Origin of the sequence: Citrobacter sp. RHBSTW-00881 (genome assembly GCF_013728515.1) — a bacterium.
Lineage (GTDB): Bacteria > Pseudomonadota > Gammaproteobacteria > Enterobacterales > Enterobacteriaceae > Citrobacter > Citrobacter braakii.
The window spans coordinates 3,823,634-3,850,372 of the sequence record NZ_CP056269.1 but is presented as its reverse complement, the minus strand read 5'-3'; the positions used below and the strand labels follow the sequence as shown (position 1 = coordinate 3,850,372).

The window sequence follows — 26,739 nt, the reverse complement described above, 5'->3', positions numbered from 1 at the left end:
GTGGAGCACAGTCGTACCACCTGATTACCTGGCGGAAACTAAACTAAGAGAGAGCTCTATGAATCCTGAGCGTTCTGAACGCATTGAAATCCCCGTATTGCCGTTGCGCGATGTGGTGGTTTATCCGCACATGGTCATACCCTTATTTGTAGGGCGGGAAAAATCTATCCGTTGTCTGGAAGCGGCTATGGACCATGATAAAAAAATCATGCTGGTTGCCCAGAAAGAAGCGTCAACGGATGAGCCGGGTGTAAACGATCTTTTCACCGTCGGGACCGTGGCCTCTATTTTGCAGATGCTGAAACTGCCTGACGGCACCGTAAAAGTGCTGGTCGAGGGGTTACAGCGCGCGCGTATTTCAGCGCTGTCTGACAACGGCGAGCACTTCTCTGCGAAAGCGGAGTACCTTGACTCGCCTGCTATTGATGAGCGCGAACAGGAAGTGCTGGTGCGTACCGCTATCAGCCAGTTCGAAGGCTATATCAAGCTGAACAAGAAAATCCCGCCCGAAGTGCTGACGTCGCTGAACAGTATTGACGATCCTGCACGTCTGGCGGACACCATCGCTGCGCACATGCCGCTGAAGCTTGCTGACAAGCAGTCCGTACTGGAGATGTCCGACGTTAACGAACGTCTGGAATATCTGATGGCGATGATGGAATCTGAAATCGATCTGCTGCAGGTTGAGAAACGCATTCGCAACCGCGTGAAAAAGCAGATGGAAAAATCCCAGCGTGAGTACTATCTGAACGAGCAGATGAAAGCCATTCAGAAAGAGCTCGGCGAGATGGACGATGCGCCGGACGAAAACGAAGCGTTGAAGCGTAAAATCGACGCGGCGAAAATGCCGAAAGAGGCAAAAGAGAAAGCGGAAGCAGAACTGCAGAAGCTGAAAATGATGTCTCCGATGTCAGCGGAAGCGACCGTAGTCCGTGGCTACATCGACTGGATGGTTCAGGTGCCATGGAATGCGCGTAGCAAGGTCAAAAAAGATCTGCGTCAGGCTCAGGAAATCCTCGATACCGACCATTACGGTCTGGAACGCGTCAAAGACCGTATTCTTGAGTATCTCGCGGTTCAAAGCCGTGTGAATAAAATCAAGGGGCCGATCCTGTGCCTGGTTGGGCCGCCGGGGGTAGGTAAAACTTCTCTGGGACAGTCCATCGCTAAAGCAACCGGACGTAAATATATCCGTATGGCACTGGGCGGCGTGCGTGATGAAGCTGAAATTCGCGGTCACCGCCGGACCTATATTGGTTCGATGCCGGGTAAACTGATCCAGAAAATGGCTAAAGTGGGCGTTAAAAACCCGCTGTTCCTGCTTGATGAGATCGACAAAATGTCTTCCGACATGCGTGGCGATCCGGCTTCCGCACTGCTTGAGGTGCTGGATCCAGAGCAGAACGTGGCGTTCAGCGATCATTACCTGGAAGTGGACTACGATCTCAGCGACGTGATGTTCGTTGCGACCTCTAACTCCATGAATATTCCCGCACCGTTGCTGGATCGTATGGAAGTGATCCGTCTGTCCGGGTATACCGAAGACGAGAAGCTGAACATTGCTAAACGTCACCTGTTGCCGAAACAGATTGAGCGTAACGCGCTGAAAAAAGGCGAGCTGACGGTCGACGATAGCGCCATTGTGGGCATTATTCGTTATTACACCCGTGAAGCTGGCGTGCGTAGTCTGGAGCGCGAAATTTCCAAACTGTGCCGTAAAGCGGTGAAACAGCTGCTGCTCGACAAGTCGCTGAAACATATTGAGATCAATGGCGACAACCTGCACGACTACCTGGGCGTACAGCGCTTTGACTATGGCCGCGCGGACAACGAAAACCGCGTTGGTCAGGTAACCGGTCTGGCATGGACGGAAGTGGGCGGCGATCTGCTGACCATCGAAACCGCCTGCGTACCGGGTAAAGGTAAGCTGACCTACACCGGTTCTCTGGGTGAAGTCATGCAGGAATCCATTCAGGCTGCGCTGACCGTGGTGCGCGCGCGCGCGGAAAAACTGGGCATTAATCCGGACTTTTACGAAAAACGCGACATCCACGTTCACGTACCTGAAGGGGCGACGCCGAAAGACGGTCCAAGTGCAGGTATTGCCATGTGTACCGCGCTGGTTTCTTGTCTGACCGGTAACCCGGTTCGCGCCGACGTGGCGATGACCGGCGAGATCACCCTGCGTGGCCAGGTTCTGCCTATTGGTGGTTTGAAAGAAAAACTGCTGGCAGCACACCGTGGTGGTATTAAAACGGTCTTAATTCCAGACGAAAACAAACGTGACCTGGAAGAGATTCCGGACAACGTAATTGCCGATCTGGACATCCATCCGGTGAAACGCATTGAGGAGGTTCTGACGCTCGCGTTGCAAAATGAGCCCTCCGGAATGCAGGTTGTGACCGCAAAATAGTGACCTCGCGCAAAGAGCACTAATAAAAACAGGGCTGGCAGGCCATTTCGGACTTGCCAGCCTTTTTTTGTATAGCTAATTTAGATGACGGATTGGGCTTGCCATCATTAACGGGTGTTGTAAGGGCATGGCAGGCCTGATATAACTGCTGCGCGTTCGCACTTTGAAGGATTCAGGTGCGATATAAATTATAAAGAGGAAGAGAAGAGTGAATAAATCTCAACTGATCGACAAAATTGCTGCAGGGGCTGATATCTCTAAAGCTGCGGCTGGACGTGCGTTAGATGCAATTATTGCTTCTGTTACTGAATCTCTGAAAGACGGTGATGACGTAGCGCTGGTAGGTTTTGGTACTTTTGCCGTTAAAGAGCGTGCTGCCCGTACTGGTCGCAACCCGCAAACAGGTAAAGAGATCACCATCGCCGCGGCTAAAGTACCGGGCTTCCGTGCAGGTAAAGCACTGAAAGACGCGGTAAACTAAGTGATTTCCCCTTTGGGGATGTGACGAAGTACAAGGGCGCATCGACTGATGTGCCTTTTTTATTTGTAATTCCGGTACTTTCTACGCGTTGTGGGCTGACAATTGCCCCTGTTTCTTGTCACAATAGGCCTTTGTACGCAGCGTTCAGGAAACGCTATGCTGCGTGAAGCATATATACTCAAAATCCTTGCCGCCGCTGTTGTGACAACGCGCAGGCGGCTTGAGAGATAACGCGTATAGTCATCTACAGCGGAGTGTGGTTACACCATGATGGACAGCTTACGCACGGCTGCTAACAGTCTCGTGCTCAAGATTATTTTCGGTATCATTATCGTGTCGTTCATTTTGACCGGCGTGAGTGGTTACCTGATTGGCGGGGGCAATAACTTCGCCGCCAAAGTGAATGGCCAGGAGATTAGCCGCGGGCAGTTCGAGAATGCGTTCAACAGCGAACGTAACCGCATGCAGCAACAGCTGGGCGATCAATACTCCGAGCTGGCTGCGAACGAAGGCTACATGAAAACGCTGCGTCAGCAGGTGCTGAATCGTCTTATTGACGAAGCGCTGCTGGATCAGTACTCCCGCGAGCTTAATCTCAACATCAGCGACGATCAGGTTAAACAGGCTATTTTCGCCACGCCTGCGTTCCAGGTGGACGGTAAATTTGATAACAATCGCTACAACGCGATTGTTAATCAGATGGGAATGACCGCAGACCAGTACGCTCAGGCATTACGTAATCAGCTTACTACCCAGCAACTGATTAACGGCGTTGCCGGTACGGACTTCATGCTGAAAGGCGAAACGGACGAGCTGGCGGCGCTGGTCGCACAGCAGCGTATCGTTCGCGAGGCGACAATTGACGTTAACGCACTGGCCGCGAAGCAGTCTGTTACCGAGCAGGAAGTTGCCAGCTACTACGAGCAGAATAAAAACAACTTTATGACGCCGGAACAGTTCCGCGTGAGCTACATCAAGCTGGATGCTGCTGCTATGCAGGAGACGGCCAGCGATGCTGATATTCAGGCTTATTATGACCAGCATCAGGATCAGTTCACTCAGCCGCAGCGTAACCGCTACAGCATCATTCAGACCAAAACGGAAGATGAAGCCAAAGCGGTACTGGACGAGCTGAACAAAGGCGGTGATTTCGCTGCGCTGGCAAAAGAAAAATCTGCTGACATCATCTCTGCCCGTAAAGGCGGCGATATGGGATGGCTGGAAGATTCCACCACCCCGGATGAGCTGAAGAATGCCGGTCTGAAAGAGAAAGGCCAACTGTCAGGTGTGATTAAGTCTTCCGTTGGTTTCCTCGTTGCGCGTCTTGACGACGTGCAGCCTGCGCAGGTTAAACCGCTGAGCGAAGCGCGTGACGACATTGCGGCGAAAGTGAAGCAGGAAAAAGCGCTGGATGCCTACTATGCGCTGCAGCAGAAAGTGAGCGATGCCGCCAGCAACGATAACGAATCCCTGGCGGGTGCGGAGCAGGCGGCGGGTATGAAAGCGGTTGAAACGGGCTGGTTTAGCCGTGACAGCCTGCCGGAAGAGCTGAACTTCAAACCGGTCGCTGACATCATTTTCAATGGTGGTTTGGTTGGTGAGAACGGTACGCCTGGCAGTAACTCCGACATCATCACCGTGGATGGCGATCGCGCGTTTGTATTGCGTATTGCAGAGCACAAAGCTGAAGCCGTTAAACCACTGGCTGAAGTGAAAGATCAGGTTACTGCGCTTGTTAAGCACAATAAAGCAGAGCAGCAGGCGAAGCTTGATGCCGATAAACTGCTGGCGGATCTGAAAGCTGGTAAGGGCGATGAAGCCATGAAAGCGGCGGGTCTGAGCTTTGGCGAAGCGAAAACGCTGAGCCGTACGGGTCAGGATCCGCTGAGTCAGGCGGCCTTTGGCCTGAGCCTGCCGGCGAAAGACAAACCGAGCTACGGCGTGGCGAACGACATGCAGGGTAACGTTGTACTGCTGGCGCTGGACGAGGTGAAAGCCGGTTCTATGCCTGAAGAGCAGAAGAAAGCGATGGTTCAGGGGATTACCCAGAACAATGCGCAGATTGTCTTTGAAGCGCTGATGAGCAACCTGCGTAAAGCCGCAAAAATTAAAGTCGGTGACGCGCTGGAACAGCAGCAATAACCGAGGCTACTCGCAAAAAATTGCAAAAAGTTGTATCAACCAAAGGCCGCTTTCGCGGCCTTTTCCATTTCTGATATTTGCCGTTTGTCTGCCGTTCTGCACCTCGCTATCGTGATTCCACTGTTAACAAACAAGGAGAAAACAGTATGAAACATGGAATCAAAGCCCTGCTTATTACACTTTCATTGACCTGCGCCGGTATGGCTCAAAGCGCACTGGCTGCAGAGCCAGTCGCCAAAAGCCAGGCGACTCAAGCCAAAGCGGATGCTACGGGAGTAGCACAAAGCAAAGCCACGCAACCGGCTAAAGCGAGCGATGATGAAGGCACCAGGGTAAGCATCAACAGCGCTTCTGCGGAGGATTTAGCGCGAGTCATGAATGGCGTAGGTCTGAAGAAAGCGCAGGCGATTGTCAGCTATCGTGAGGAGTACGGGCCGTTTAAAACGGTGGAGGACTTAAAGCAGGTGCCGGGCATGGGGAGTTCGCTGGTAGAGCGCAATCTGGCAGTTTTAACACTTTAATAACTTGCAGAGTGCTGAAAGTTTGCCAGACTGTAGAGGTCATACCAGTTATGACCTCTTACCCTGAAGTGTGTTCCTATAAAAACAACGTAAGGCTCCTGCGCTATGCAAACACAAATCAAAGTTCGTGGTTTTCATCTTGATGTCTATCAGCACGTTAACAATGCTCGCTATCTTGAGTTTCTGGAAGAAGCCCGCTGGGATGGCCTGGAAAACAGCGACAGCTTTCAGTGGATGACCGCACACAACATCGCTTTTGTGGTCGTGAATATTAACATTAACTACCGCCGCCCTGCGGTACTGAGCGACCTGCTGACCATTACCAGTCAGGTGCAACAGTTAAATGGCAAAAGCGGTGTGTTGAACCAGACTATCACCCTGGAGCCGGAAGGACAGGTGGTGGCAGACGCGTTGATTACCTTCGTCTGTATTGATTTGAAAACGCAAAAGGCGCTACCGCTGGAAGGGGAGTTGCGCGAAAAACTGGAGCAGATGGTGAAGTGATGGAAGGAAGCCTGACGGCGCTTCGCTTATCAGGCTTACGGGCGATATTGACCACGGTGAACGTCGAAAGCCGGATAAGGTGCGTGCACCGCCATCCGGCAAAACGATCACTTTAGTCCTGTTTTCTGCTTCATTGCCGCCATCACTGCCGGTTTATCTGCCAGATAATGGTTCAGGCCGTTGGCGCGCAGATTACAGGCCGCGCAGTGACCGCAACCGTCACCTTTGATGCCGTTATAGCAGGTCAGCGTTTCTTCGCGTACCAGGTCCAGCTTGCCCCAGTAATCGGCCAGTGCCCAGGTTTCGGCTTTATCGATCCACATCAGCGGGGTTTCAAAGCGGATATCTTTCGCCATTCCCAGGCTTACGGCATGGTTCAAGGCTTTGACGAACTCATCGCGGCAGTCCGGATATCCAGAGAAATCCGTTTCACAAACGCCGGTAATGACCGCCTCCGCCTGCACCTGATACGCGTAAATCGCCGCCAACGTTAAAAACAGAATATTGCGTCCTGGCACAAAGGTATTAGGAATGCCGTTCGCATCCGGTTCGTAATCGGGTACCGGAATGTTATCGCGGGTCAGGCTGCTGACGGCCAGTTCGCTGAGCAGCGTTACATCAAGTATCTTGTGCGCACGCGCGCCAAGTTTTAAGGCCAGGTCACGTGCGACATCAATCTCAGCGCGATGGCGCTGACCATAATCAAAGGTCACGCAGTGCACTTCATCATACTGATGCAGCGCTTGCGCCAGACAGGTTGTGGAGTCCTGACCCCCACTGAATACAACAACGGCACGTTTCATGGTTTTTCCTGACAAATAACGAAACCCTTATGGTAGCGCCTGGGCGTGTCGCCGACCAGCTTCTTCACGCCGACGGAGGCGGTAGCCAGGCTTCGGTAAATTCAAACCAGCCGCGAGGATTCAGGCGTACGCCGTTCACGCCCGGCGGAGCGCTAATACGATAGTGATAATTGAACAGCGGTGTCAGGGTCGCGTCATGCATCAGTGAGGCGAAAACGTGTTGTAAAGCCGCATGACGATCGTCTTCATCGGCCTGGATTTGCAGGGCATCCAGGGTGGTTTGCAGATGAGTATATGCCGGCGAGCTCAATACATGTGACCAGAGCTGATCGCAGCGCAACCACTGTTCGAGGGTATATTCAGGCGCTTCGCCAATCAGCCTGTCTCCCATCATCAGGTCGGCCTGGGCTAAAGGATGGTCGCCATCCCAGTTTTTAGCATTATGAAAAATAAGCGTTAATTCACAGCCGAGTAGCGCCAGCGCTTGGCGAAGCTGCTCAGCCATGGCGTGCAACTCTACCGGCAGGTGATAGGCCAGCGTAAGTTTTTCCGGTAGCGGCACGTCGTCCAGTTCATCCCATTGGGGGATCGTCCATCCCGGCAGCAGCGCATTGCTTGGCGTGATCAGGTTTTCATCCACGTCAAGCGTTTGTAGCAGGGAAGAGCGGTGGATAATATTGACCAGGCGACGGGCCTGCTGCGTATTCAGCCGCGCGCTTTTTCTGAGCGTGAGATAGCAGAAACCGAGGCTGATCCCGCTGCTTACCTGGCTTAGCATGGGAAGCTCTTCGGGTTTACCAATTGCAATTTGAACCGGATGGCGACAGCTGGTGCCCAAGTCCTGGGAGAAAAGCTGCGGGGTTATCCAGTATTCAATGGCTTTTAGTAGCGGATGACTCAGGTGGTAGTGATCGTGACTCTCGATGCGCACCAGGTCAGGGGTAAACAGCGTCAACCGGAACGGACCGGTACCAACAAACGGGAATTCGGGATGTGCCAGGTGACTGCTGTAGCTTGCCAGACGATGCGCCAGCCAGAAGTCGGGGCGATGCAAAATAAAGGTTAGGCACTGGGGATGCGTCACCTCAATGCGCTTTACGCTGATAAACAGCTTATTTAACGCGGGTAGCTCTAACAGCTTCAGCAACTGTTGATGTAGCTGTGTGCTGCTGACCGCATCGCCGTTATGCCAGTACAGGGTGGAGCGAATATAGAAATCCCAGCGCTGGCCGTCGGCGGAGATATTCCAGTGGTGGGCTAAATCTCCGCAGGGGCGTTGCGTAATACTGTCGAACCGGGTCAGGCCAGAGAATATTTGTCCGGCGAGGTGTTGCTCTGCGCGACCAGGGAGAAATCCAGGGTGCAAAGGGTCGAGCTGGCGGTAATAGGGGATGCGCAGGGTTGGCGTGTCGTTTTGCCACTGCCCGCCCATAAACGGCTGGAGCAGCGTTCTTAATTCTCCCGGCGCCAGCTGAGCCAGCTCCAGTACGCTAAGTTGCTCCCCCTTTTGCAGCGCTTGTTCCATCATAATGCTGCGTAGCGAATCTGGCGTCACCAAAAAGCGCAGTTGCCCGCGTTTCCCACGCCCCGACTGGGCGTGCCACTCCAGCCAGCCAGCATCCTGCGCTTGCTTCAGCAGGGTACGCACGTGGCGCTCGCTGCAGAAACAGCGTTCTGCCAGCTCCCTGATGGTCACCGACTGCGGTTCTCCCGCCGACGGCTGCCATAGGCGTTGGTACTGATTCAGGCGATTCAACAATCTCATATACACGTCATCCTTCAAGCTGCCTCTTTGTTGGCGGCGTTAATTCACCCCAGTCACTGCATGCTCCTGGACGTTCATTCACTTGCCGCCTGGATGCAACTTGAATGATTTTGTGTAATAAACCCGGAACAATTCATTTTATCTATTCACTATTACTTCCGTATATCTCAGGTGATACTGAATCACAAGTTAACCGCGTCACAGTGTGGAGAAAGAAATGGCTCGTCTGGCTGCATTTGATATGGATGGCACCCTTTTGATGCCGAATCACCATTTAGGTGACGAAACGCTTTCAACGCTGGCGCGCCTGCGTGAACGCGAGATCACCCTGACATTTTCCACCGGCCGCCATGTGCTGGAGATGCGCCATATTTTGGGTTCTATCTCACTGGACGCCTTTTTGATCACGGGTAACGGCACGCGCATTCACTCTGTTGAGGGCGATGTATTGCACCGTCAGGATCTGGATCCGACTGTGGCGGATATTGTGTTACATCAGAAGTGGGATACTACAGCCAGCATGCATGTCTTTAATGACAACGGTTGGTTCACCGGACAAGAGATCCCATCGCTGCTACAGGCGCATGTGTATAGCGGATTTCGCTACCAGATCGTCGATGTGAAACGTATCCCGGCTCATCAGGTAACGAAAGTCTGTTTCTGTGGGGATCATGACTCCCTGATCCAATTACGCATTCAACTGAATGAGGCGCTGGGTGAGCAGGCAAATCTCTGTTTTTCCGCGGTTGATTGCCTTGAGGTGCTGCCGGTGGGCTGTAACAAAGGATCGGCGCTGGCGGTACTAAGCGACCACTTAGGTTATTCAATGGCCGAATGTATGGCATTTGGTGATGCCATGAACGATCGCGAAATGTTAGGCAGCGTTGGGCGCGGCCTGATTATGGGCAACGCGATGCCACAACTGATTGCTGAACTGCCGCATTTGTCGGTGATTGGGCATTGCCGCAATCAGGCGGTGTCACACTTTTTGACGCATTGGCTGGACAATCCGCATCTACCTTATTCCCCCGAATGAGAGATCCCTTCCAGCAAGCCAGACTTCGCGTCTGGCTTATTTTATCCCATTAATGGGTGTTCAGAAGCCGGGTGAGTTCCGCTTTCCACGGCGTTAAATCACCGATGTGCGTGTCGATCCACTGCGGGTTGTAGTAGGTTTCAAGATAGCGTTCGCCGCTGTCGCACAGCAGCGTGACCAGTGAACCGCTTTCTCCTGCATCGCGCATACGGGCGGCAAGTTGCAGCGTTCCCCACATGTTGGTGCCAGTTGAAGCGCCGACTTTGCGGCCCAACTGCGTTTCCAGCCAGTGTGCGGTGGCCACGCTTGCGGCATCCGGTACGCGCAGCATTTCATCGACTACGTCAGGAATGAAGGAGGGTTCGACACGTGGGCGGCCGATGCCTTCGATTTTGCTTCCTACCGGGCTGCGTAACGTTGCATCGCGATCCTGCCAGAAGGGCAGAAAGACTGAGTTTTCCGGATCCACCACCATCAGGCGGGTGTCGTAGCCCTGACAGCGAATATAGCGGCCAATGGTTGCAGAGGTGCCGCCGGTTCCGGCGCTCATCACAATATGGCGGGGGACGGGATTGGGCTCGCACTGCATCTGACGGAAGATGCTGTCAGCAATATTGTTATTGCCACGCCAGTCGGTAGCGCGCTCAGCATAAGTGAACTGGTCCATGTAATGACCGTTCAGCTCACGCGCCAGTTGTTCAGAGGCCGCATAGATTTCACAGGCGCTTTCCACGAAATGACAGCGACCGCCGTAAAACTCAATCTGTTCAATTTTACGCTTCGCCGTACAGGAAGGCATGACGGCAATAAACGGCAGTCCTAACAGTCGGGCGAAATAAGCCTCGGAGACCGCCGTTGAACCGGACGATGATTCAATGATGGTGGTGCCTTCTTTAATCCAGCCATTGCACAATCCGTACAGAAACAGTGAACGCGCCAGACGATGCTTCAGGCTCCCGGTGGGATGCGTGCTCTCATCTTTTAAATAGATCTGAATGCCCGGGAACGCCGGTAGCGACAGGCGAATGAGATGCGTATCCGCAGAACGCTGATAATCCGCGTTGATTTCATTGATGGCGTTTTTAACCCAGGAGCTATTCATCATTAATAAATATCCATTTGTCATTTTGTGCCAAGAATAGCGAAAAGCACGGAAAAAATTGTTGCCATTTAGCCTTTAAAATAGAATGTAAGGAGAAAATTCTTCTCTGTGGAGTGGATATGTTAGACAAAATTGACCGTAAGCTGCTTAGCTTACTGCAACAGGACTGCACCCTTTCTTTGCAGGCGTTAGCAGATGCCGTTAATCTGACTACCACCCCTTGCTGGAAACGCCTCAAACGGCTTGAAGATGACGGTATCCTGCTGGGTAGAGTCGCCCTGTTAGATCCAGAAAAACTGGGGCTGGGGCTGACCGCGTTTGTGCTGATTAAGACTCAGCATCACAGCAGTGAATGGTATTGCCGCTTTGTCACCGAAGTCACCGGTATGCCGGAGGTTCTGGGGTTCTGGCGTATGGCAGGGGAATATGATTACCTGATGCGAGTGCAGGTCGCCGATATGAAAAGCTACGATGAATTTTATAAGCGCCTGGTGAACAGCGTACCGGGCCTGTCTGACGTCACCTCCAGCTTTGCGATGGAACAGATTAAATACACAACTGCGCTCCCTATTGAATAACTCTCCCGGCGCTTATTGCCGGAAATCTTGTCAGGATATAACGCGTGCGATTATTTGCTCAATTAAGCTGGTACTTCCGCCGGGAGTGGCGTCGCTACCTCGGGGCGGTGGCCCTGCTTATCATCATCGCTATCCTTCAGCTTATTCCGCCGAAAGTGGTCGGGATCATTGTGGATGGCGTGACGACTCAACGCTTCACCACCGAGTGGCTGCTGATGTGGGTGGGAACAATTGCCCTGATTGCAGTGGTGGTTTATTTGCTGCGCTATGTCTGGCGCGTGCTGCTGTTTGGCGCATCCTACCAACTGGCGGTTGAGCTGCGGGAAGATTATTACCGTCAGTTGAGTCGCCAGCATCCAGAATTTTATCTGCGTCACCGCACGGGCGATCTGATGGCGCGTGCGACCAACGATGTTGATCGGGTCGTATTTGCCGCCGGAGAAGGCGTGCTGACGCTGGTAGATTCGCTGGTAATGGGATGTGCGGTGCTGATCGTGATGTCAACGCAGATAAGCTGGCAGTTGACGTTAATTGCGCTGCTGCCGATGCCGGTGATGGCGTTGATGATCAAACGTTACGGCGATCGACTGCATAACCGCTTTAAGCTGGCGCAGGCGGCGTTTTCCAGTCTCAACGACCGTACTCAGGAAAGCCTGACCAGTATTCGCATGATCAAGGCCTTCGGTCTGGAGGATCGGCAATCGGCATTATTTGCCGCCGATGCCGAAGATACCGGTAAGAAAAACCTGCGCGTGGCGCGCATTGACGCCCGCTTTGATCCCACGATTTATATCGCCATTGGCATGGCTAACCTACTGGCGATTGCTGGGGGAAGCTGGATGGTGGTGCACGGCTCGCTGACGCTCGGCCAGCTCACCAGCTTTATGATGTATCTCGGTTTGATGATTTGGCCGATGCTGGCGCTGGCATGGATGTTTAACATCGTCGAACGTGGCAGCGCGGCGTACAGCCGTATTCGCGCCATGCTGTCTGAAGCGCCGGTGGTGGATGACGGCACTGAACCGGTACCGGAAGGGCGTGGGGAGCTGGCGGTGGCGATTCGCGAATTTTGCTACCCGCAAACGGCACACCCGGCGCTGGAAAATGTGAACTTCCAGCTTAAACCTGGGCAGATGTTGGGCATTTGTGGGCCTACCGGCGCGGGGAAAAGTACGGTGCTGTCGCTGATTCAGCGTCATTTTGATATCACCCACGGCGATGTGCGCTTTCATGATATCCCCTTAACGCGATTACAACTGGATAGCTGGCGCAGCCGGCTGGCAGTTGTCAGCCAGACGCCATTCCTGTTTTCGGATACCGTTGGCAATAACATCGCGTTAGGACGCCCTCAGGCCACGCAGGAAGAGATCGAGTATGTGGCACGCCTTGCCAGCGTTCATGAGGATATTTTACGTCTTCCGCAGGGCTACGACACCGAAGTGGGCGAACGTGGGGTGATGCTGTCTGGTGGGCAAAAACAGCGTATTTCTATCGCTCGAGCGCTACTCCTGAACGCTGAAATCCTGATTCTGGATGATGCGCTGTCGGCGGTAGATGGTCGTACCGAACATCAGATCCTGCATAACCTGCGCCAGTGGGGCGAAGGCAGAACCGTCATTATTAGCGCCCACCGTTTATCGGCCCTGACGGAAGCCAGTGAGATTATCGTGATGCAGCATGGGCATATTGCCCAGCGTGGTGAGCATGATGCGTTAGTGCAGCAGCCTGGCTGGTATCGCGATATGTACCGCTATCAGCAACTGGAAGCGGCGCTGACTGATGCACCAGAGATAAACGAGGAGGCGGCTAATGCGTAGTTTTGGGCAATTATGGCCGACCCTAAAAAGATTGCTGGCGTATGGCTCTCCATGGCGAAAACAGCTGGCTATTGCGGTAGTCATGCTGTGGGTGGCGGCTGCGGCGGAAGTCAGCGGTCCGCTGCTGATTAGCTATTTTATCGATAACATGGTGGCGAAGAATAATCTGCCGCTGGCGATGGTCGCCGGGCTGGTTGCGGCATATATCGGTCTACAACTGCTGGCGGCTGGCCTGCATTACGCGCAGTCATTGCTGTTTAACCAGGCGGCAGTTGGCGTAGTACAACAGTTGCGCACCGACGTAATGGACGCTGCGCTGCGCCAGCCGCTCAGCGCCTTTGATACTCAACCTGTCGGGCAGCTAATCTCCCGCGTGACCAACGACACTGAAGTTATTCGCGACCTGTACGTGACGGTGGTAGCAACGGTCCTGCGCAGCGCGGCATTAATTGGCGCCATGCTGGTAGCGATGTTCAGCCTTGAGTGGCGTATGGCGCTAGTGGCGATGGCCATTTTCCCGGCCGTGCTGGTGGTGATGGTGATTTATCAACGCTACAGCACCCCGATTGTGCGCCGGGTTCGCGCTTATCTGGCGGATATTAACGATGGCTTTAACGAAGTCATCAACGGCATGAGTGTTATCCAGCAGTTCCGCCAGCAGGCGCGATTTGGCGAGAGAATGGGCGAAGCAAGCCGCTCGCACTATATGGCGCGTATGCAGACCCTGCGACTGGATGGTTTTTTGTTGCGCCCGCTGCTTAGCCTTTTCTCGGCGCTGATCCTCTGCGGATTGCTGATGCTGTTCAGTTTTACCTCTGGCAGCTCGATCGAGGTTGGCGTGCTGTACGCGTTTATCAGCTACCTCGGCCGTTTGAACGAACCGCTGATCGAGTTGACCACTCAGCAATCAATGCTGCAGCAGGCGGTTGTCGCCGGTGAGCGAGTGTTCGAACTGATGGATGGGCCACGTCAGCGCTATGGTGAAGATGAGCGACCGCTAAAGAGCGGGTACATTGAGGTGGATAACGTTTCATTTGCCTATCGCGACGACAATCTGGTACTGCAAAATATCAGTTTGTCCGTGCCTTCGCGCAGCTTTGTTGCTTTGGTCGGACACACCGGCAGTGGTAAAAGCACGCTCGCCAGCCTGTTGATGGGTTACTACCCGCTGACGCAGGGGGAAATCCGCCTTGATGGACGGCCGCTGTCTTCACTGAGCCACGGTGCGTTACGTCAGGGCATCGCCATGGTGCAGCAGGATCCGGTGGTGATGGCAGATACCTTCCTGGCGAACGTCACGCTGGGCCGCGATATCTCAGAAGAGCGGGTATGGCAGGCGCTGGAGACCGTGCAACTGGCAGAACTGGCGCGAGGTCTGAGCGAGGGGATTCATACCCGGCTGGGCGAGCAGGGCAATAATCTCTCCGTTGGTCAAAAACAGCTGCTGGCGTTGGCGCGGGTGTTGGTTGAAACGCCACAGGTGTTGATCCTCGACGAAGCGACGGCCAGTATTGACTCCGGTACTGAACAGGCCATTCAGCAAGCTCTGGCGGCGGTACGTGAACACACCACGCTGGTGGTGATTGCGCATCGGTTATCGACGATTGTCGATGCGGACACCATTCTGGTGCTGCATCGCGGTCAGGCGGTTGAGCGTGGTACGCACCAGCAATTACTGGCGGCGCAAGGCCGTTACTGGCAGATGTATCAGCTGCAGCTGGCGGGTGAAGAGTTAGCCGCCAGTACGCAAGACGATTCTGTTATCGCCTGATGGCGCGGCGCTTATCCGGTCTGGGGCCAGCACGGTCTCGTAGGCCGGTTAAGGCGTTTACGCTGCCATCCGGCAATCAACAATCTGGTGCAAAAATGTAACGCACTATGCACCGTTATAGTGCGTTTTTTATTTTCCTCTCCCGGAAGTACCCTGAGAACCTGAATCATCCCGCCTTTTTCATTCCTGGCACATCCCTTGCAATATTCCTCTCGTGTATCTGCAGCCACTACTGAATTCTGACTGGAGGGGATCTATGAAGCTGGTTACCGTGGTAATCAAACCGTTCAAACTGGAAGACGTCCGTGAAGCATTGTCGTCTATTGGTATTCAGGGGCTGACCGTCACCGAAGTGAAGGGGTTTGGCCGACAGAAAGGTCATGCTGAGCTGTACCGTGGGGCTGAATATAGCGTCAATTTTCTGCCCAAGGTGAAGATTGATGTGGCGATTGCCGACGACCAACTGGATGGCGTGATCGATGTCATCAGTAAGGCGGCATACACCGGAAAAATTGGCGACGGCAAAATCTTCGTCGCCGAGCTGCAACGTGTGATTCGTATTCGTACCGGCGAAGCCGACGAAGCCGCACTGTAACGTCTGGCACACAGTGATAGGAAACCAAAAAATGAAGATAGCAACGATGAAAACAGGTATTGCTTCACTGGCGCTGCTGCCGGGACTGGCGATGGCGGCACCGGCGGTTGCGGATAAAGCGGATAACGCTTTTATGATGATCTGTACCGCGTTGGTGCTGTTTATGACCATCCCTGGCATTGCGCTGTTCTACGGCGGTTTGATTCGCGGTAAGAACGTGCTGTCGATGCTGACTCAGGTCACGGTGACATTCGCTCTGGTTTGTATTTTATGGGTGGTTTATGGCTACTCACTGGCCTTTGGTGAAGGAAATAATTTCTTCGGCAACTTCAACTGGGTATTGCTGAAGAATATTGCGCTGACGGCGGTAACGGGGAGCTTCTACCAGTACATTCACGTTGCTTTTCAGGGCTCGTTCGCCTGCATCACCGTTGGGCTAATCGTCGGTGCGCTGGCTGAACGTATTCGCTTCTCCGCGGTGCTGATTTTTGTGGTGGTATGGTTAACGCTGTCGTACATCCCCATTGCGCATATGGTCTGGGGCGGCGGCTTGCTGGCTTCCCACGGCGCGCTGGATTTTGCCGGCGGAACGGTTGTGCACATCAACGCGGCGATTGCCGGTCTGGTAGGCGCGTATCTGATTGGCAAACGTGTCGGTTTTGGCAAAGAAGCTTTTAAACCGCATAACCTGCCGATGGTTTTCACCGGTACCGCTATTCTCTACATTGGTTGGTTTGGCTTTAACGCTGGTTCAGCGGGTACGGCAAATGAAATCGCCGCGCTGGCCTTCGTTAATACCGTGGTCGCCACCGCTGCAGCCATCCTCGGATGGATCTTCGGTGAATGGGCGCTGCGTGGTAAACCGTCTCTGCTGGGCGCCTGCTCTGGTGCCATTGCGGGTCTGGTGGGCGTAACACCTGCATGTGGCTATATCGGTATCGGCGGCGCGCTGATTATCGGTGTCGTTGCGGGGCTGGCAGGCCTGTGGGGCGTGACCATGCTGAAGCGTTTTCTGCGTGTGGACGATCCGTGTGACGTGTTTGGCGTTCACGGTGTGTGCGGTATTGTCGGCTGTATCCTGACCGGAGTTTTCGCTGCCAGCTCTTTGGGAGGCGTCGGCTTTGCCGAGGGCGTGACCATGGGGCATCAGCTGCTGGTGCAACTGGAAAGCGTGGCGATCACCATCGTCTGGTCTGGCGTGGTGGCTTTCATTGGCTATAAGCTGGCGGATATGACGGTTGGTTTGCGCGTACCGGAAGAGCAGGAGCGCGAAGGTCTGGATGTAAACAGTCACGGCGAGAACGCTTACAACGCCTGATTCTCAATTTGCCGGATGGCAACGCTTTTGCGCCACCATCCGGTAATTCTCAATTGCGATTACGCATTACCCCTTCCTGTACGGTAGAAGCGACCAGCACACCATCCTGGGTATAAAACTCTCCGCGTACAAAGCCCCGGGCACCGGATGCCGAAGTACTCTCGACGTTATACAGCAGCCATTCATTGATATTAAACGGACGGTGGAACCACATGGAATGGTCAATGGTGGCGATCTGAATCCCTTTTTCCAGGAAGCCAATCCCATACGGTTGCAGCGCAACAGGCAGGAAGTTCAGGTCTGAGGCGTAACCCAGCAGATACTGATGGACGCGCAGATCGTCCTGCAGCACGCCGTTAGCTCGGATCCATACCTGGCGCGTCGGAGGTGCGACGTGACCTTTTAGGGGGTTATGAAACTCGACAGGGCGTACTTCCAACGGACGATCGTTGATAAATTTTTCTTTCAACAGCGGCGGCAGCAAATGCGCCACTGAGCGGGCAATTTCCGTTTCTGATTTCAGCTCATCGGGACCCGGCGCATCTGGCATGGTTTTCTGATGTTCAAATCCGTCTTCCGGTGCCTGAAAAGAGGCAGTCATGTAAAAAATGGGTTTACCATTCTGGATCGCGGCAACGCGGCGCGCGCTGAAGCTGTTACCATCACGCAGGACTTCCACATCATAGATGATGGGTTTTTGGCTATCGCCGGGGCGTAAAAAGTAGCTGTGAAAAGAGTGTACCAGACGCTCTTCCGGTACGGTTTCTTTTGCGGCATATAGCGCCTGACCGACAACCTGTCCCCCAAAAACCTGACGTAACCCTAAGTCTTCACTTTGGCCCCGAAAGAGTCCTTCTTCAATTTTTTCCAGATTTAACAATGTCAGCAAATTTTTCAGTGCCAGACTCATACGTGCTCTCCAGGTGATATCGATGTCGCAGCGAGGTAGGCAGAGTATAACGCAATTTTAAAAGTGGTCCGATGGGTGCAATTGTCTGAATTACTGGCCTATTACAGGCAAAAATAGCTGTCCTGTGCCACACTTAGTCACGTTATGTTTTTGTTAACCACTCTTCTGGCGAGGAAAGTTCTCGCTGGTGCATAGATGATAAGGAGAATTTAATGAAACTCGTGCACATGGTAAGTGGTTTAGCGGTTGCAGTCGCTCTGGCGGCCTGTGCCGATAAAAGCGCTGATATTCAGACACCTGCGCCAAGCCCTAATACGTCAATTTCTGACACACAGTCTAAAATTCAGCAGCCAAATGTCTCCGGTACAGTATGGATCCGTCAGAAAGTGGCCTTGCCACCCGATGCGGTACTAACTGTTACGCTGTCAGATGCTTCACTGGCCGATGCGCCGTCAAAAGTGCTGTCGCAAAAAGCGGTTCGTACTGAAGGTAAACAAGCGCCATTCAGCTTTGTATTACCGTTCAACCCGGCAGATATTCAACCTAACGCCCGTATTCTGTTGAGTGCGGCTATTACGGTAAATGATAAACTGGTCTTTATTACTGATACCGTTCAGACGGTCATCAATCAGGGTGGGACTAAAGCTGACCTGACGCTGGTCCCTGTACAGCAAACAGCAGTACCGGTTCAGGCGAGCGGTGGGGCTACTACCACGGTTCCGTCAACGTCACCAACCCAGGTGAATCCGTCATCTGCGGTTCCGGCTCCCACGCAGTACTAAGGTCGTTGTAACCCTCTCCGCCAGGAGAGGGTTAGTACACCCAGCGATAGCGCTGTAAATCGATCTGTCCGCTTCCTGAAACCACTATTCCTTCTGCTAGCAACGCCTGACGTTGTCGTTGCAGGTCGGGACCTGTCAGCGAAATGGCTCCGTGGCGATTGACCACCCGATGCCAGGGCAGGGCGCTGCCTTCGGGGAGACGCTTAAGCACGCCGCCTACCTGACGCGCAGCGCGCGGCGATCCCGCAAGCCGGGCAACATCGCCATACGTGGTGACGAAACCTTCGGGGATTGAAGCGACAATTTGCCAGACGCGTTGGGGGAAAGAGTCCTGTATATCCATCATTTATTCCTGCGCTAATCCTCCAGCATAATGCCGAATGGCGAAGGAGTGAAGCCGCATTGCACAAGAAAACAGCATCCGATGCTGGATGGGTTGCAATTACAGGGTGCAGCAGTGATAATGCGCCTGCGCGTTGGTTAACAACGCTCTCAATGGGGGCTCTGTTGGTTCTCCCGCAACACTACTCTGTTTACCAGGTCAGGTCCGGAAGGAAGCAGCCAAGGCAGATGACGTGTGTGCCGGGATGTAGCTGGCAGGGCCCCCACCCAATTCTGCCGTCCGGCAATTTATCTTCTGTTTATCTTCTTTTCTTTGTCATCGTATCGTCATTTTATTGTCATCAAATGCTGTCACTGTGTTTTGGGGATGTTATTTGAGCTTTTGCCGCCGCCATTGCGCTGTAATGACATGGTCTTACATCCGGTGTGTTGTGGCTGACCACAAGGATTTTCTACGATGTCGACCGCTGTATTGAATGTCAAAGTTGATGAGGCGCTAAAAGAAAAGCTTCGCCATTATGCTGAAGTGCATAATGAAAATTTGAGTATCGCCACGGAAAAACTGCTACTGATCGCGTTTTCCGCCATTGAAGAGGTGGGAGTCTCCGCTGAGGATATCGATAGCCAGCATACGGAAGAATCCGTAGTTGACGCACTGACTCCTAAAGAAATCAAAGCATTGCGAAGATTACTGAAGAAGAAAAAATGAAACAACAATCGCTCTCAACCGCCTGTAATTATGGCGAAGCCTGTGAAATGCTGCGCTCCGGTTATGTGAAACACGTTCGTCTGAGCTGGAATGTCGGTAGCGATGAGTTCTTCCGTATTGCCTCCGACTGGTGTGATGCTGGGGCAAAAATTAAGAAAGATGGTGAGAATTTCGTGATTTCCCTGAAGGGTTTTCCGGTTCCTCCTCAGCGGTAGTATTGCCTGGACCTCCTCGTCCATCACGGCATTCAAGAGCGAGTCCTTTAACTCGTCGTTTAGATTATTTTACGCATTTTCCCGCTGCTGGCCTGCAAACGCAGGCTATCCCAAATGGGTTGCAACACTCTGAAGGCGGCACATGCTGTGTCATCCGGCAACGTGAAGGGCATACGCAAAAAGCGGTCGAATGCGCCATCAAGGCCGAACCGCGTACCGGTTCCCAACTGAATGCCTGCACTTTCGGCGCGCGTGGCAAAGAGCGTCGCCAGCGTATCAGGCAGTTCAACCCAGAAAGAGAGTCCTCCTTGTGGCTGGGTAAATTGCCATTCCGGAAAATGTGAGTTCATCAGGCGCGAGCACAGGTCTCGCTGTGATGTGAGCCGGCGTCTTCTGTCAGGAAGAAAGTCCTCGGCGTTATCCAGCAGCCAACTGGTGGCGAGTTGTTCAAGCACCGGGGAGCCCAAATCGAAGGTGTCGCGGGTTTGGACCAGCGCGGCAATGGTACGCGCCGACGCCCGAATCCAGCCCAGACGTAATCCGCCCCAAAAGCTTTTCCCTGCTGAACCGAGCAGGATGATCGGGGCATCGCGATTGAATGCGGCAAGCGGCGGTGGCGGTGGGGCGTCATACCACAGGTTCACCATGGTCTCATCGACCACCAACGTCGTGTGGGTTCTTTCAGCAATATCCGCCACGACCTGGCGAGTAGCCGTGTCCATACAGCGCCCGGTCGGGTTGTGAAAATCCGGCATCAGATAGGCCATTCTCGGTGCAGTTTGCGCGATGGTGGCGACCAGACCCGCCGTATCCCAACCGTGCTCGGGCAGCGACACGCCGACGGGGCGACATGACGCCCCTTGTATTGCTGCAATGGCCAGCGGATAAGTGGGGTGATCTACCACTACGCGATCGCCGGGGCCGGTGAGTAAACGCAGGATCAACGCCAGACCGCTGACCGCGCCGTTCACGACCATTATTTCGTCGGGCTGCGTCGGGAGTCCGCGTTCGCAATAATGCCGGGCGATGGATTCACGCAAAACCGACAGTCCCTGCGGTAGATACCCGGAGCTCAGCAGATGCTGCGGCATTGCGAACAGAGCCTGCTGGTAAGCCTGATGAATTTCAGGACCGGCACTCAGCGCTGCCGTGGACAAATCAAGCGCTGTGCCAGTGCTGGTCCGCGTTGGCACATGGCGAATGTGTTCCGGCAGGATCACCCGTGAACCGCTACCATGTCGGCTTTCCAGATATCCCTCCTCACGCAGTTGCGCCATGGCGCTGGCGACGGTGGTTCGGCTGACTTGCAGAACGGCAGCGAGCTCGCGTTCACCGGGCAAGCGGCTATCCAGCGCCAGTCGTCCATCGAGGATCAGCAAACGTAACGCTTCTGCCAACTGTCGCCAGATGGGCGTTCGCGAGGGACTTTCCTGCCAGTGTCCGAGCAGGCGTTGCAAAGACTGGCTTCCGTAACGGCGAGATGACATAGCAGTCCACTTTTTGAAAACTGGACATTAATCATAGTGCCAATTGCGGTGAAGATGAAAGTTATCTGAGAGTAAGAGGGGAAGAACATGCTGCGTCGTTTACTTCAGCTGTTTATCGGGCTGACGCTGTACGGTGTGTCGACGGCGATGTTTGTCCGTGCCGATTTAGGGGCCGATCCGTGGAACGTGTTTCACCTGGGGGTGGCAAATTTACTGTCGATGAATATCGGCGTGGTGATTATTGCCGTGGGTGTGTTGGTGCTTCTGGCGTGGATACCGCTACGCCAGCGCCCAGGGTTTGGCACGTTGAGCAACGTGATTATGATTGGGCTGGCGGCAGATGTCGCGCTGCTGGTGATTCCGGGATTTGAATCCCTGCTGGCGCGCAGCGGGCTGCTGGTGTCAGCGGTGATACTGAATGCGTTAGCAACCGCTCTGTACATTGGTGCCGGTTTTGGCGCGGGCCCGCGTGACGGTCTGATGACTGGAATTCACGCGCGTACCGGCTGGCCAGTACGACGAATTCGAACCGCAATCGAAGTGTCCGTGTTGCTTATTGGTTGGCTGCTGGGGGGAACCGTTGGGTTTGGAACGGTGCTGTATGCACTGGCTATTGGGCCGCTGATTCAAATTTGCCTGCCATGGTTTTGCCATCAGCCGCAGGCGCGTATTCGCATCAGGAATGCGCCTGGGGCACGATCGCCTGCTGGCGACTAAACTTAACCTCGACTGACGCGGCCGGAATCGGCTTGCCGCGCAGTACACTTCGGAGGTTTTTCTCATGAAGTATGTTGATGGCTTTGTGGTTGCCGTACCCGCTGAAAACAAGGAGGCGTACATTGCGATGGCGGCAAAAGCAGCTCCGCTTTTCAAGGAGTTCGGTGCATTGCGCGTGGTGGAGTGCTGGGCAGATGATGTCCCCGACGGCAAACTGACCGATTTTCGCATGGCTGTGAAAGCGCAGGATCATGAAGAAGTGGTATTCAGCTGGATTGAATACCCTTCCAAAGAGGTCCGCGATGCGGCGAATCAGAAGATGATGTCCGATCCCCGTATGAAGGAATTCGGTGAATCTATGCCATTTGATGGCAAGCGAATGATCTACGGTGGATTTGCGCCCATTATGGAAGAGTGATGTGACTGGCTGTGCGGCGTGCCGCCAGCCATCTCACCATCAACAGCCATGCTAAAGCCGTTTTTCTGCCCACAGAATAAATTCCGCTTTCGGCAGCGCTTTACTGTAGAGCCAGCCCTGACCGTACTGCACGCCGTGCTGGCGTAGCCAGGCTTCCTGATTCTCGGTTTCAATACCTTCTGCCACCATCTCCAGCTTCAGCGTTTTCGCGATCTCGATGATATGCGGCGTGACGTTGTTGTACTCCAGCGCATCGACGAACGATTTGTCGATCTTCAGGATATCCACATCCAGATCCTGCAAATAGCTAAGACTTGAATAGCCGGTACCAAAATCATCAATATAGATCGAATGGCCTGCCTGTCGGTATTTAGCAATAAACGGCGCGCTGTTTTTCGGGTCGGCAAATTCACGTTCGGTCAGCTCCAGCGCGATTTGCGCAGGCTTAAGTTGCCAGTGGTTCACCTTCTGGCTTAACAGAGCAGGAAGCGTTTCGGAGGTCAGATCGGCTGACTCAAGGTTAATGGATATATGCTGGTGGGGATATTGACGCAACCATTTTCCTAAATCGTCAAATACGCTTTCAATAATCAAACGGGTGAGCGGCTCTGAAAGCCCGGTCTCTTGCGCCAGTGCGACGAAAATCTCAGGCGACAGATAGCTCCCGTCGGCCTGTGGCCAGCGAGCCAGCGCCTCTGCCCCGACCACTTTCCCCGTTTTGAGCGAGATAATCGGTTGGTAGTAGACCTTGATATCCCGATGCTGGATAGCGTCCTGCAACTGGTGATGAGGGGACTGTAAACGGCGCAAAATACGCAGAATAAAGGCTGCGGTGAGTAAGCCGAGAAGGATCCCTGCCGGCAGCCAGATTAGCGCTTGTCGGTGCCAGCTTTTTTGCAAAGGTACAGTGGATGCCCAGGTTACAACCGTAATGCCCAGTTCGGGGAAGGGGCGGGCGTTATAAATACTGCCGTCTTTCTGCAGATGGGTAATCGAATGCTCTAGTTGCACATGTTGTAAAACATCCGGTGGCAGATCGGTGCTACTGGCTACCACCGTGTTACGCGCGGTACCAAGGATAGCGACTTCAATCGGCCATGAGCCAAACGGGATGACATCAATAAAAGAACCGGGATCGATCATCACGACGTAATGCTTGCTACCTAATGCCGCCATAAAACGCTTGATGCCCAAATCGTTTTGCATGGTCAACCATGCGTGGTAGCCATCGGGCGTGATTTTCATTGCTGGAGGAAACGCGGCTGCCCGGCTTCTTTTTTCCAGGGATGAGCATTGTGGAACGTTATCTTTGAGGTACAGCACTTCCTGAATATAGCGGTAGCTATATGACAAACGACGCATTTCAAGCAGATGCTCTTCACTACAAGGTTCACCCTGAAAAGCTTCAATATGGCGCAACGCTTTTTTGGCTTGTTCACCTACGCGCTCCGTACGTAATGCGACTCGGGTTGAGAACATATCGAGTTCATCGATAAATTTCGTTTCGACCTGACGATGCGCCAGCCACAGGCTTAAACCTACGGGCGCGAGGATGGAAAGAAACAGCACCCCAGTCACCAGGCTTATCAGATGTCGTGTTATCACAGTGATATCCTTATTAACACAGCGTAGGGAAAGTATATCCGAAAGCCGAAAAAGCTATTCGATTGGCATCATATATTTACGGCCACTTATCATCCCGTTTAACTCTTAATCGCGTAAACCAGGTTGTGATTTATACAAGAGTGGTGTATTTTGATGGTTATGTTATAACGTAACAAATCGAGGTTACCATGAAGCCGGATATTCATCCTTTTTACCGTACTGTGGTATTTCACGATACCAGTGCCAATGAATTTTTTAAGGTCGGCTCGACCATTAAAACGGAACGTGAGATTGAGTTTGAGGGGAAAATGTACCCGTACGTGACCCTGGATATCTCTTCCAAATCGCATCCGTACTATACCGGGAAACAAAAAACCTTTGATAACGAAGGCAGTGCAGCACGTTTCCAGAAACGTTTTGGTCATTTTATTGGCACTAAGCGAGGTTAAGATGCAGGTACTCAATTCACTTCGTAGTGCAAAACAGCGTCATCCTGACTGCCAGATAGTGAAACGCAAAGGGCGTTTGTACGTAATCTGCAAAACGAATCCGCGCTTTAAAGCTGTTCAGGGGCGTAAAAAAAGACGTTAGTTTCTTTACCAACATTTCAGGGATTAAAGTGCGTTTCCTTCATCGGGACGCACTTTTTTTATCTGTGTTGAGATGTCGTTACTGACTGGTCTGGGGGCGGGTTAGCGTAAAGACATCGTAGAACGAGAGTTCTCCCTTACGCGATATCATCTTTTGCAGCTGCGCTTTATGTTCGCTATCGACGGAAGGTGAGTGCAGGATGGTATCGATGAGTGAAGGGGGGACAAAGCGCGTGTTATACCATTCCCCGTTATAGCAAACTCTGAAATCCAGTACGTCGATATCTTCAAAGCGGTATCGCGGCGCAACGTCGAAAAAGAAAAACGCGTTGAGTATGACGAACAGAACCACCAGCAGCCATACTGAATCGACTAACGTTTCTGACTGCAGCATCACCGCCAGCGTGGCAAACCACGCAACATACATGCCGATGAACAAGCCGGGATGTTTGCGAATAAAGCTGATGCTAAAGCGCGGTTTGTTGTCGCGCTTTTCGCGAATATTTAAGTCGTCGATGGTTTCGGTAAGCAGGCGCTGTATTTCTGTCATCTCTTGCCTTTGTGGTGTCTGCGATATTCAGATGCGATCGCCCTATTTTAAAAGGGGATACCTTGTGAAGAAAGTAACAGATTAACCACAATTTAGCATAACAGTTACATTTAAGATCACAGCGTTTTGATAATCCTGGCGGGATTGCCCCCAACCACGCAGTTTGCCGGAACGCTTTTCGTGACCACCGCGCCTGAGGCCACAACCACGTTATCACCCAACGTTACGCCAGGGTTTATCACTGCGCGTCCACCTATCCAGACGTTGTTGCCAATAGTCACGGGTTTGCCGAGCTCCATGCCACTGTTTCGCTCGGTGGCATCCAGCGGGTGGGTGGCTGTATAAATATGGACTCCTGGGGCTAACATGCAGTTGTCGCCAATATGGATCGGGCAGACGTCGAGCATAACGCAGTCGAAGTTGGCGTAAAATTCTTTACCGAGATAAATATTATAGCCGTAATCACAACGAAAAGAGGGTTCAATGTAAGCCCCTTCGCTCTGGCCCAACAGCTCATGCAGGATAGCTTGTCGCGCATTTTTTTCATCGGGAGCGGTGAGATTGTAGCGATGGGTCAACTGACGAGCGCGTAGTCGGTCGTGGCGCAATGTTTCATCCGCCGGGCGATAAAGTTCACCGGCGATCATTTTTTGCTTTTCATTACTCATTACGAATTTCCTGTGTACTGGAGGTCATTTCAACACAGTAAAACGCAATGCAAACAAGGGGAACGTTCCCATTTCTTCGTTGTGATCGTAGTCACGTGATTTGATTTAAATAACCATTGTAAATACGAAAATGGTCAGCCAGACAAATGTACCGCTATACCTGACTTAACCCGTGAGCAATTAGCGAATGAATTTCCAAACAGAAGTTGGAATCTTGTCGTAGAGCTTATTCATAGTCAATTCAGCAAGGCGGTGATCTGCTGCTGAGTAAAATACAGCCAGTTCGTTGTCGGACAATTCATATTTATTTTTTTCAATAACGCGCTCAAGTGTGTCAATTGTCTGACAACGTCGCAGGCGCATCAAATAATCAGTTTTAGTTAATGGTTTATCGGACATAAATCTTACCTATGATTGTAATAATTTTTAACAAGACAAACTAACAGGATTAGCCCTGGTGGCATTGACAAAACAGCGAAACAGTCGATTACCTGACTTCCGCCATTTCTGCAGATCCTGCGTATTAATACCATAACTGCTGAACAACATAAAAGTGTCATCCAGGTATTCATCTATCTGCGCGACCAGCTTATTGTCCTCATTGTACTTAATTTTATAATTAAGTGCGAAGGTTGCAATATGCTCTATCAGTTCATTGAGCTGCAAGCTGGTGGCAGAGGTAGGGTCATTAACCCAGCCATGGTTACTTTGTTCAAGGTTTGCAAGACAGTCATGATACAGGGTTTCGCAGAGAAATTTAAGCTGCGCGATATCATGTCTTTTGGGTGAGTATTCATCCATAACGCATCCCCTTCTTCGTAGCTTAAACTAACCGAACACCTTCGGGATGGATACAACAGACTACCTGGAACTTGCCCGCGACTCCTGATGATTTAACTA

28 protein-coding genes, 1 other RNA gene and 1 pseudogene are annotated in these 26,739 nt (G+C 52.7%); 19 read left to right on the top strand and 11 right to left on the bottom strand.

Features of this window, described 5'->3' with window-relative positions; translation table 11 throughout:
- Window positions 1–58 precede the first annotated feature (58 nt).
- The 5 genes from lon to fadM all read left to right on the top strand — a co-directional run bounded on the left by lon (window position 59) and on the right by fadM (window position 6,061).
- Window positions 59–2,413, top strand: coding sequence for an endopeptidase La (gene lon, locus HV311_RS18615; protein WP_016152052.1), 2,355 nt, complete (start codon window positions 59–61; stop codon window positions 2,411–2,413).
- A gap of 208 nt (window positions 2,414–2,621) precedes the next feature.
- Window positions 2,622–2,894, top strand: a complete 273-nt coding sequence (hupB, locus tag HV311_RS18610; protein ID WP_191220290.1) for a nucleoid-associated protein HU-beta — start codon at window positions 2,622–2,624, stop codon at window positions 2,892–2,894.
- Between the two features lie 267 nt (window positions 2,895–3,161).
- Window positions 3,162–5,036, top strand: a complete 1,875-nt coding sequence (gene ppiD / locus HV311_RS18605; protein WP_016152053.1) for a peptidylprolyl isomerase — start codon at window positions 3,162–3,164, stop codon at window positions 5,034–5,036.
- A gap of 146 nt (window positions 5,037–5,182) precedes the next feature.
- On the top strand, window positions 5,183–5,557 hold the full coding sequence (locus tag HV311_RS18600; protein ID WP_047416882.1) for a helix-hairpin-helix domain-containing protein: 375 nt from the start codon (window positions 5,183–5,185) through the stop codon (window positions 5,555–5,557).
- Between the two features lie 105 nt (window positions 5,558–5,662).
- A complete protein-coding gene (gene fadM, locus HV311_RS18595) occupies window positions 5,663–6,061 on the top strand; it encodes a long-chain acyl-CoA thioesterase FadM (RefSeq protein WP_016152055.1) in 399 nt (132 codons plus the stop codon).
- A 107-nt stretch (window positions 6,062–6,168) separates the two neighbouring features.
- Here fadM and queC read toward each other — a convergent pair whose 3' ends face one another.
- Both queC and HV311_RS18585 read right to left on the bottom strand, forming a co-directional pair.
- Entirely contained in the window at window positions 6,169–6,864 is a 696-nt protein-coding gene (gene queC, locus HV311_RS18590; RefSeq protein WP_191220289.1) for a 7-cyano-7-deazaguanine synthase QueC, read from the bottom strand.
- A 64-nt stretch (window positions 6,865–6,928) separates the two neighbouring features.
- Window positions 6,929–8,629 (bottom strand): SgrR family transcriptional regulator, encoded by a 1,701-nt coding sequence (locus HV311_RS18585; protein ID WP_191220288.1) that lies wholly within the window; start codon window positions 8,627–8,629, stop codon window positions 6,929–6,931.
- Between the two features lie 217 nt (window positions 8,630–8,846).
- On the opposite strand from HV311_RS18585, the gene cof reads away from it, so the two are divergent.
- Window positions 8,847–9,665 (top strand): HMP-PP phosphatase, encoded by an 819-nt coding sequence (cof, locus tag HV311_RS18580; RefSeq protein WP_191220287.1) that lies wholly within the window; start codon window positions 8,847–8,849, stop codon window positions 9,663–9,665.
- Between the two features lie 49 nt (window positions 9,666–9,714).
- Here the strand turns inward: cof and HV311_RS18575 are convergent, their stop codons facing one another.
- The gene (locus tag HV311_RS18575) at window positions 9,715–10,770 is read right to left on the bottom strand and encodes a PLP-dependent cysteine synthase family protein (protein WP_094168793.1); all 1,056 of its coding nucleotides are present in this window, start codon (window positions 10,768–10,770) and stop codon (window positions 9,715–9,717) included.
- A gap of 116 nt (window positions 10,771–10,886) precedes the next feature.
- Here HV311_RS18575 and decR point away from each other — a divergent pair, with 116 nt between their 5' ends.
- The 5 genes from decR to amtB all read left to right on the top strand — a co-directional run bounded on the left by decR (window position 10,887) and on the right by amtB (window position 16,846).
- Entirely contained in the window at window positions 10,887–11,345 is a 459-nt protein-coding gene (gene decR / locus HV311_RS18570; protein WP_016152059.1) for a DNA-binding transcriptional regulator DecR, read from the top strand.
- A 44-nt stretch (window positions 11,346–11,389) separates the two neighbouring features.
- Window positions 11,390–13,162 (top strand): SmdA family multidrug ABC transporter permease/ATP-binding protein, encoded by a 1,773-nt coding sequence (locus HV311_RS18565; RefSeq protein WP_049042315.1) that lies wholly within the window; start codon window positions 11,390–11,392, stop codon window positions 13,160–13,162.
- Window positions 13,155–14,933, top strand: a complete 1,779-nt coding sequence (locus HV311_RS18560) for a SmdB family multidrug efflux ABC transporter permease/ATP-binding protein (RefSeq protein ID WP_191220286.1) — start codon at window positions 13,155–13,157, stop codon at window positions 14,931–14,933. Before HV311_RS18565 ends, HV311_RS18560 begins: the two co-directional genes overlap by 8 nt.
- 256 nt (window positions 14,934–15,189) lie before the next feature.
- Entirely contained in the window at window positions 15,190–15,528 is a 339-nt protein-coding gene (gene glnK, locus HV311_RS18555; protein WP_003021657.1) for a P-II family nitrogen regulator, read from the top strand.
- Between the two features lie 31 nt (window positions 15,529–15,559).
- Complete coding sequence (gene amtB / locus HV311_RS18550; protein ID WP_191220285.1) at window positions 15,560–16,846, top strand: ammonium transporter AmtB; 1,287 nt, start codon at window positions 15,560–15,562, stop codon at window positions 16,844–16,846.
- Between the two features lie 49 nt (window positions 16,847–16,895).
- On the opposite strand, the gene tesB is transcribed toward amtB, so the two are convergent.
- Complete coding sequence (gene tesB, locus HV311_RS18545) at window positions 16,896–17,756, bottom strand: acyl-CoA thioesterase II (protein ID WP_016152062.1); 861 nt, start codon at window positions 17,754–17,756, stop codon at window positions 16,896–16,898.
- 212 nt (window positions 17,757–17,968) lie between these two features.
- On the opposite strand from tesB, the gene HV311_RS18540 reads away from it, so the two are divergent.
- Window positions 17,969–18,538: a YbaY family lipoprotein gene (locus HV311_RS18540; protein WP_016152063.1), complete on the top strand. Its 570-nt coding sequence runs from the start codon at window positions 17,969–17,971 to the stop codon at window positions 18,536–18,538.
- A gap of 31 nt (window positions 18,539–18,569) precedes the next feature.
- Here HV311_RS18540 and HV311_RS18535 read toward each other — a convergent pair.
- Window positions 18,570–18,959, bottom strand: a pseudogene (locus tag HV311_RS18535) (MGMT family protein).
- Between the two features lie 84 nt (window positions 18,960–19,043).
- On the opposite strand from HV311_RS18535, the gene ffs reads away from it, so the two are divergent.
- The 3 genes from ffs to HV311_RS18520 all read left to right on the top strand — a co-directional run bounded on the left by ffs (window position 19,044) and on the right by HV311_RS18520 (window position 19,804).
- Window positions 19,044–19,140: signal recognition particle sRNA small type (gene ffs, locus HV311_RS18530), an RNA gene on the top strand.
- A 197-nt stretch (window positions 19,141–19,337) separates the two neighbouring features.
- A complete protein-coding gene (locus HV311_RS18525) occupies window positions 19,338–19,589 on the top strand; it encodes a hypothetical protein (RefSeq protein WP_016152065.1) in 252 nt (83 codons plus the stop codon).
- Window positions 19,586–19,804: a hypothetical protein gene (locus HV311_RS18520; protein WP_016152066.1), complete on the top strand. Its 219-nt coding sequence runs from the start codon at window positions 19,586–19,588 to the stop codon at window positions 19,802–19,804. The genes HV311_RS18525 and HV311_RS18520 overlap by 4 nt, the downstream gene beginning before the upstream one ends.
- A 59-nt stretch (window positions 19,805–19,863) precedes the next feature.
- On the opposite strand, the gene yczR is transcribed toward HV311_RS18520, so the two are convergent.
- The gene (gene yczR / locus HV311_RS18515; protein WP_046276084.1) at window positions 19,864–21,291 is read right to left on the bottom strand and encodes a MocR-like transcription factor YczR; all 1,428 of its coding nucleotides are present in this window, start codon (window positions 21,289–21,291) and stop codon (window positions 19,864–19,866) included.
- Between the two features lie 87 nt (window positions 21,292–21,378).
- On the opposite strand from yczR, the gene yczE reads away from it, so the two are divergent.
- Together yczE and HV311_RS18505 are read left to right on the top strand one after the other, a co-directional pair.
- A complete protein-coding gene (gene yczE, locus HV311_RS18510) occupies window positions 21,379–22,008 on the top strand; it encodes a membrane protein YczE (RefSeq protein WP_016155872.1) in 630 nt (209 codons plus the stop codon).
- Window positions 22,009–22,072: 64 nt separating this feature from the next.
- Window positions 22,073–22,426, top strand: a complete 354-nt coding sequence (locus HV311_RS18505) for a DUF1428 domain-containing protein (protein ID WP_003831033.1) — start codon at window positions 22,073–22,075, stop codon at window positions 22,424–22,426.
- A 51-nt stretch (window positions 22,427–22,477) separates the two neighbouring features.
- On the opposite strand, the gene HV311_RS18500 is transcribed toward HV311_RS18505, so the two are convergent.
- On the bottom strand, window positions 22,478–24,031 hold the full coding sequence (locus HV311_RS18500; RefSeq protein ID WP_047501906.1) for an EAL domain-containing protein: 1,554 nt from the start codon (window positions 24,029–24,031) through the stop codon (window positions 22,478–22,480).
- Window positions 24,032–24,219: 188 nt separating this feature from the next.
- Between HV311_RS18500 and HV311_RS18495 the strand changes: the two genes are divergently transcribed.
- Together HV311_RS18495 and ykgO are read left to right on the top strand one after the other, a co-directional pair.
- On the top strand, window positions 24,220–24,480 hold the full coding sequence (locus tag HV311_RS18495) for a type B 50S ribosomal protein L31 (RefSeq protein WP_016152070.1): 261 nt from the start codon (window positions 24,220–24,222) through the stop codon (window positions 24,478–24,480).
- A gap of 1 nt (window position 24,481) precedes the next feature.
- Complete coding sequence (gene ykgO, locus HV311_RS18490; protein WP_005125190.1) at window positions 24,482–24,622, top strand: type B 50S ribosomal protein L36; 141 nt, start codon at window positions 24,482–24,484, stop codon at window positions 24,620–24,622.
- Between the two features lie 78 nt (window positions 24,623–24,700).
- On the opposite strand, the gene HV311_RS18485 is transcribed toward ykgO, so the two are convergent.
- The 4 genes from HV311_RS18485 to tomB all read right to left on the bottom strand — a co-directional run bounded on the left by HV311_RS18485 (window position 24,701) and on the right by tomB (window position 26,640).
- The gene (locus tag HV311_RS18485) at window positions 24,701–25,171 is read right to left on the bottom strand and encodes a YlaC family protein (protein WP_016152071.1); all 471 of its coding nucleotides are present in this window, start codon (window positions 25,169–25,171) and stop codon (window positions 24,701–24,703) included.
- Window positions 25,172–25,287: 116 nt separating this feature from the next.
- A complete protein-coding gene (maa, locus tag HV311_RS18480; RefSeq protein ID WP_016152072.1) occupies window positions 25,288–25,839 on the bottom strand; it encodes a maltose O-acetyltransferase in 552 nt (183 codons plus the stop codon).
- A 180-nt stretch (window positions 25,840–26,019) separates the two neighbouring features.
- Window positions 26,020–26,238: an HHA domain-containing protein gene (locus HV311_RS18475; RefSeq protein WP_002892050.1), complete on the bottom strand. Its 219-nt coding sequence runs from the start codon at window positions 26,236–26,238 to the stop codon at window positions 26,020–26,022.
- Between the two features lie 27 nt (window positions 26,239–26,265).
- Window positions 26,266–26,640, bottom strand: coding sequence for an Hha toxicity modulator TomB (gene tomB, locus HV311_RS18470; RefSeq protein ID WP_019076175.1), 375 nt, complete (start codon window positions 26,638–26,640; stop codon window positions 26,266–26,268).
- Window positions 26,641–26,739: the final 99 nt, after the last annotated feature.

Excerpts from the sequence above, each read along its gene's own strand:
- lon (WP_016152052.1), top strand. The coding sequence starts at position 59 with ATGAATCCTGAGCGTTCTGAACGCATTGAAATCCCCGTATTGCCGTTG.
- ppiD (WP_016152053.1), top strand. The coding sequence starts at position 3,162 with ATGATGGACAGCTTACGCACGGCTGCTAACAGTCTCGTGCTCAAGATT.
- HV311_RS18600 (WP_047416882.1), top strand. The coding sequence starts at position 5,183 with ATGAAACATGGAATCAAAGCCCTGCTTATTACACTTTCATTGACCTGC.
- fadM (WP_016152055.1), top strand. The coding sequence starts at position 5,663 with ATGCAAACACAAATCAAAGTTCGTGGTTTTCATCTTGATGTCTATCAG.
- queC (WP_191220289.1), bottom strand. The coding sequence starts at position 6,864 with ATGAAACGTGCCGTTGTTGTATTCAGTGGGGGTCAGGACTCCACAACC.
- HV311_RS18585 (WP_191220288.1), bottom strand. The coding sequence starts at position 8,629 with ATGAGATTGTTGAATCGCCTGAATCAGTACCAACGCCTATGGCAGCCG.
- cof (WP_191220287.1), top strand. The coding sequence starts at position 8,847 with ATGGCTCGTCTGGCTGCATTTGATATGGATGGCACCCTTTTGATGCCG.
- HV311_RS18575 (WP_094168793.1), bottom strand. The coding sequence starts at position 10,770 with ATGATGAATAGCTCCTGGGTTAAAAACGCCATCAATGAAATCAACGCG.
- decR (WP_016152059.1), top strand. The coding sequence starts at position 10,887 with ATGTTAGACAAAATTGACCGTAAGCTGCTTAGCTTACTGCAACAGGAC.
- HV311_RS18560 (WP_191220286.1), top strand. The coding sequence starts at position 13,155 with ATGCGTAGTTTTGGGCAATTATGGCCGACCCTAAAAAGATTGCTGGCG.
- glnK (WP_003021657.1), top strand. The coding sequence starts at position 15,190 with ATGAAGCTGGTTACCGTGGTAATCAAACCGTTCAAACTGGAAGACGTC.
- amtB (WP_191220285.1), top strand. The coding sequence starts at position 15,560 with ATGAAGATAGCAACGATGAAAACAGGTATTGCTTCACTGGCGCTGCTG.
- tesB (WP_016152062.1), bottom strand. The coding sequence starts at position 17,756 with ATGAGTCTGGCACTGAAAAATTTGCTGACATTGTTAAATCTGGAAAAA.
- HV311_RS18540 (WP_016152063.1), top strand. The coding sequence starts at position 17,969 with ATGAAACTCGTGCACATGGTAAGTGGTTTAGCGGTTGCAGTCGCTCTG.
- HV311_RS18525 (WP_016152065.1), top strand. The coding sequence starts at position 19,338 with ATGTCGACCGCTGTATTGAATGTCAAAGTTGATGAGGCGCTAAAAGAA.
- HV311_RS18520 (WP_016152066.1), top strand. The coding sequence starts at position 19,586 with ATGAAACAACAATCGCTCTCAACCGCCTGTAATTATGGCGAAGCCTGT.
- yczR (WP_046276084.1), bottom strand. The coding sequence starts at position 21,291 with ATGTCATCTCGCCGTTACGGAAGCCAGTCTTTGCAACGCCTGCTCGGA.
- yczE (WP_016155872.1), top strand. The coding sequence starts at position 21,379 with ATGCTGCGTCGTTTACTTCAGCTGTTTATCGGGCTGACGCTGTACGGT.
- HV311_RS18505 (WP_003831033.1), top strand. The coding sequence starts at position 22,073 with ATGAAGTATGTTGATGGCTTTGTGGTTGCCGTACCCGCTGAAAACAAG.
- HV311_RS18495 (WP_016152070.1), top strand. The coding sequence starts at position 24,220 with ATGAAGCCGGATATTCATCCTTTTTACCGTACTGTGGTATTTCACGAT.
- ykgO (WP_005125190.1), top strand. The coding sequence starts at position 24,482 with ATGCAGGTACTCAATTCACTTCGTAGTGCAAAACAGCGTCATCCTGAC.
- HV311_RS18485 (WP_016152071.1), bottom strand. The coding sequence starts at position 25,171 with ATGACAGAAATACAGCGCCTGCTTACCGAAACCATCGACGACTTAAAT.
- maa (WP_016152072.1), bottom strand. The coding sequence starts at position 25,839 with ATGAGTAATGAAAAGCAAAAAATGATCGCCGGTGAACTTTATCGCCCG.
- HV311_RS18475 (WP_002892050.1), bottom strand. The coding sequence starts at position 26,238 with ATGTCCGATAAACCATTAACTAAAACTGATTATTTGATGCGCCTGCGA.
- tomB (WP_019076175.1), bottom strand. The coding sequence starts at position 26,640 with ATGGATGAATACTCACCCAAAAGACATGATATCGCGCAGCTTAAATTT.